This is a genomic window from Pedobacter sp. 01T416_2 (assembly GCF_056398925.1).
The window spans coordinates 1-5,220 of the sequence record NZ_JBFTQI010000416.1; the positions used below are offsets into that span (position 1 = coordinate 1).

Here is a 5,220-nt window from a genome sequence, read left to right on the forward strand (position 1 = left end):
AAATGTTGAAAAATCAAATTATAATATTATTTTTCCAATTGGAAATCAATGCGTAAAACATATTAATTTTAAGCACACAACGAAACCATAGCTATGAAATTCATTTTTATCTTACTTATTATCGTTTCCTTTAAGGCATCTGCTCAAGAACTGGAAATCCTTTTAATCGGTGTTTCTCATAACTACAGCAATTACCAAAAGCAGGATTTTTCAGACATTTATCGCAAAATTCAACAATTTAAGCCAACAGCATTTTTCGGAGAATTTCTGAGTAAGGAAGATGAACAGCATATTATGGACTATTGGTGTAAGAAAGACAATCTGAAAAGATTACAGACACTTAGAAAAAACAGAGATATCGCAACAGATCAGCTACCTAAAAAAATTGACAGTTTAAAAAAACGCTGCCTACAAGACCCTGAAAACTATAAGTTAAAAACGGACCTGGCCCATGCTTACTACCTTAACCAGGATGTTTCCAATGGTCATTATCAATATTGGCAGGTTTTCGACCAGCTTAAACAATCCCCGGACGATCAGCTGCAAGCTTATGTCAATCAATTGCTGAGTCCGGAATTGGATACCACCGGACGAAGCATGAGAAGATTGAAAACCTCCGAATACGCATTGATCGCATTCCCGATGATGCGAAAAATCGGCATCAAGGAATTACTGCCCATGGATTGCCAGGACTATGACCTGAATTGGAATGCATCCTGGTCTGCGAGCGACGAAAAATTCAATATATTCAGAAAGGATACTTCCGCCACCTTTCAGCGAGAGCTGAAGGAAAAACTGGCTAAAATAAATACAGGTTTCGAGCGATATGATAAAATTGAGAAGTCTTCTACTCAGGTAACCGAATGGCTGAACACAGCTGAAGCGTCGGGAATTTCCGCATCCGGGGATTTCTATCTGCCGGAGCTGTATGATATGAAGAACTTCCCTAAAGAAGAAATGCTTTCCAAGATACATTGGTGGCTGATGAGAAATGAGGGCATGTGCAACAATGTACTGAACCGTTCAAAAGAGAAAGGGGTTAAGCGAGTTGTTGTAATTGCCGGAGCAAACCATCGTAAATATATGCAGGACATTTTCGAAAAGATGCCCGGGGTAATTGTCAGAAACATTAACGAAGTCAAATAGTATAACCATCTCTAGAATTATTATGCTTGAATAAATCTGATTAAAGCCTGGGTTAACGAAACTCATTTTGACAATGATTAACGGTCAGCAACAGAATATCAGACCTAATCATCTACCTGATTTTCAACAGCCATCCTCACCTCTTCCTATCCCTTTACTGCATAAAATCCTCAAACTCCTTCCGCTGCTTTCTCATGACCAGCAAACCTTGAGCATTTAAATATGTAAAGCTTTCAGATGATTCTTCGGACTCAAAAATCAGGTATTCAGCAAACTGCGAACTTAGTTTTTCAATTTTCTTTTCTAACTGCTTAATTTTCTTTCTTTTTGTGATTATGAAGTTCAAAAGTACCAGTATGCACGAAACTTAACATACACTTTAGTGATTACCTCAACATCAATTATTAATTTTGGGTAATTCGCAAAACTGCTTTAGACAATTTTAAACAATTAAAATTAATCTAAAAAAGCTATGAGTACAATTAAAGTAAAAGACGGAACTGAAATTTATTACAAAGATTGGGGAACGGGACAACCAATCGTTTTTCATCATGGATGGCCATTATCTGGAGATGACTGGGATACACAAATGATGTTTTTCCTGAAACAGGGATATCGGGTGATTGCGCATGACCGCCGTGGGCATGGCCGTTCAGGTCAAAGCGCCAATGGTAATGATATGGATACCTATGTAGCCGACATTGCAGAACTTACAGCAGCACTCGACTTGAAAGACGCGATCCACATTGGCCACTCAACAGGTGGTGGTGAAGTAATCCGTTACGTTGCGAAACATAGAAAAGGCCGCGTTGCAAAAGCAGTTTTGATCAGTGCAGTAACGCCGATTATGATCCAAAACGAAAGCAATCCGGAAGGTGTGCCATTGGCGATATTTGACGAAATCCGTCAGGGTACAGGTTTTACCAGAGCCCAATATTTTTACGATTTCCCGGTAGCATTTTACGGCTGGAACCGTGATGGTAAAACCGTTCAGGAAGGAATAAAACACAACTGGTGGCGCCAAGGCATGATGGGGTCTGTATTGGCACATTATGAAGGGATTAAAGCATTTTCGGAGTCAGATTTTACTGAAGACTTAAAAAGTGTGGAAATTCCGGTATTGGTGCTGCATGGAGAAGACGACCAGATTGTTCCTTTCAACCAGGCACCAAGAGCGGCAAAATTGTTGCCAAACGGAAAACTGATCTCTTACCCAGGTTTCCCTCATGGTATGCCTACAACAGAGGCAGAAACAATTAACAAGGATATTTTAGCCTTTATTAAATCGTAAAGTATTTATAAATCTGTCACATTAAGCTTGTCGAAATGCCTGTAATTTTATAAATAGGGCATTCGACAAGCTATCATTTATATACTTTCTGAATAGTCGGTCCTCCCCGACTGGCGCATCGCGGAATGGAAAGATCTATGGGCAACTTAAAATGAAAAATAGATTACCTGTAATTTTGATTGTTGCGCGCTGTTGCGCATAAGTGGGACTGCCCAAAAGCAATAAACAGGCACTAAATACTGCGAACAGCCTCAGGGGTTACCCAGATCTGGCAAATGCCTTACCTTAATAGTAAAATTTTGGTTCATAAAGTTTGGTTGGTTTTTATGTTAGGTTATTTCAAAAAATGTTTGTCGATATCACCTGGAGTAGTCAATTTCCATCTGTATCTGTCAAACAAGAGCGGTTAATAAATTAGCCGGGCCAAAAATGATCCGGCTAACACATCTTATTTTCTTTCGTTAAACACCCCTAGTTCAGCAATAGCGGGCGGGCTATCAAAGTCTGTGATGGTTACCTTTATTTTTTCGCACCAGATACGCTCGAATCTAAAAATACTCGCCTTTTTCTCTCCCTCATTTTTTGCAGCTAAAGCATTCCATTTACCATTTGCATAGTATTGTAAACTGTAGGTAGCTTTTCTGTTATTGCCCGCGGTTAGTACCACCATATTACAGGGAACAGCTTTATCGAAATTCAGCTCATACCATGGCGATTTTACGGTGTGATTGGACGACCAGCTCGAACCGAAATCATCATCATTGGCAAAATCCATAATATTCATATCATCACTCCAGCTGCTGTTGCTTTTGATGTGCTTGGCGATGTTGCTCGAAATAATCGGTGCAGCGTGCGCAGGAATACGTGGAAGATCTGTAGATTTTTTATATATCTGGCCCATTTCTTTAAGTGCTGCCAAAGCGTTATCATCTATCAAACCGTTTTTACCTGGCGCTACATTGAGAATAAAATTGCAATAGGCGCCGTTGTAGGGAATGATGAATTTGTTCACCAATTCAGGTACGTTTTTTACCGGAGTGGTAGGGAAAGAAGTTTTCCAGAACCAGTTGGCCTGCAACGGAAGACAGGCAAGTGCCGGAAGTTTGTTGTTTTCTTTAGAAATAAACTGCCCTGCGCCTTGTTCGTAAGATTTAATATCGGTATAAAATAGCGCCTGTGTAGGATATTTTGCCGCATTTAAATCCATCACCAAACAGTTTGGCTGTAATGACTTAATCAGGTAATAGATATCTTCAAAAGGTACCTGATCATAAGAAATCCTCGACCATGGGGCGTCCCATCCATCAATAATCAACGCTGTGATCTCGCCATAATTGGTGAGCAGTTCGGTAATCTGATCTTTGATCATCTTAACGTGGGCTGGAGTAATCTGGTTTGGGCGGATGCCATGGTGGGTATCCAATATGGAATAATACAACATTACCTTTAATCCGTTTTTGCGGAAAGCATCTGCATATTCCTTAACTACATCGCGTTTTAAAGGCGTATTCATTACGTTATACGCTGTCGTTTTGGTATTCCAGATCGGGAAACCGCTATGGTGTTTAGTGGTAAGGCAACCATAGGTCATGTTAGCAGATTTTGCGGCTTTTGCCCATTGGTCTGCATCTAGTTTTGGCGATTGGAACAATGAAAGGTCGGCATCAGGATCAGACCAGTCCTGATCCATAAAAGTTGGCATCCCGTAATGGATAAACATGCCCAACCCAAGGTCGACAAAATCCTGTTGAAGTTCGGGCAGTGGTTTATTGGCCGATTTTTGCTGGGCCATTGCCGGATAAATAGCTATCGTTCCCGAAACGATAAGCAATAATGATAAAATCCTTTTAAAGGTCATTTCTCTTTTTTTGGTTATGTGATTTGTGTTATTTATTTGAAAGATTTACTGGATTACAGACGTTTACTAACCTCAATTCGATCAACATTAATATGGTTTTTATTGCATACTGCTTTCCATTATTCAAAGCTACACCCGACATTGAAAGAATTTGTCGAACGAAAACGTAACAGAAACCTAACAAAAGCTTAACGTTATGGTATTTATGAAATAATACGGCTATTTTTAAAGGATAAAATGAAAGATCGTATATATAAGGCAGTAGTATTGATCAGCTTTCTGATATTGCTTCTGGTACAGCTCAGGTTAACCTATAATTCTTACGTTCTGAGAGACAGGGACTATAGTTTAAAAGAAAAAACGCTGATTAACGACGAATATGGACGCAGTATATCCGAAGACAAAGTATATAAGGGCGGCGGAAAGATTATCGATTCGATCCTCTCGAGAAATATGCCCGCGCTCAAACAAGCATACTTAAGCAATAAGAAAGAATTTGTTAAACGCTCACAAAGCATTAGTAATACACTATTAAAAGACCTGCGAAAAGAAAGCACTATGGACAGTGTTTTCCGCTCGATCGTTAAAAGGAACGGGTTAGATTCCAATCTGCAGTATCTGCTCACTTTCCAGTCAATTGAGATTAACTTCGATACCAATATCGGCAACATCCCCATATTTGACACCAGTACTGATACGTTGTTCAAAGCAGACCAAAAAACACCGTTTGGAGTCATCATTGATGGCACATTGACTGATCCGAACGTTCAGAACAGGGTAACCAACCTCTCTGTTAGTGGCAAACTGGTGTACGATTACAGAGTTACCTTTAATCTTTTTGTCGATCCTCCCGGCCGCACCTTAAAAGTAGCCTATCAAATGCTGCCAACATTTTTATTGGTTGCGCTTTGCATCATTATTATTG

The 5,220-nt window shown here is 39.7% G+C and carries 3 protein-coding genes and 1 pseudogene; 3 read left to right on the forward strand and 1 reads right to left on the reverse strand.

Annotated features, from left to right (window positions below; translation table 11 throughout):
• Positions 1-93 precede the first annotated feature (93 nt).
• Positions 94-1,146, forward strand: coding sequence for a DUF5694 domain-containing protein (locus tag AC1DPQ_RS16815; protein ID WP_477610308.1), 1,053 nt, complete (start codon positions 94-96; stop codon positions 1,144-1,146).
• A gap of 472 nt (positions 1,147-1,618) precedes the next feature.
• Complete coding sequence (locus AC1DPQ_RS16820) at positions 1,619-2,437, forward strand: alpha/beta fold hydrolase (protein WP_477610309.1); 819 nt, start codon at positions 1,619-1,621, stop codon at positions 2,435-2,437.
• Between the two features lie 448 nt (positions 2,438-2,885).
• Here the strand turns inward: AC1DPQ_RS16820 and AC1DPQ_RS16825 are convergent, their stop codons facing one another.
• Entirely contained in the window at positions 2,886-4,295 is a 1,410-nt protein-coding gene (locus AC1DPQ_RS16825; protein WP_477610310.1) for an alpha-L-fucosidase, read from the reverse strand.
• 237 nt (positions 4,296-4,532) lie between these two features.
• Between AC1DPQ_RS16825 and AC1DPQ_RS16830 the strand changes: the two are divergent.
• Positions 4,533-5,220 (forward strand): annotated as a pseudogene (locus AC1DPQ_RS16830) (hypothetical protein); the annotation flags it as partial.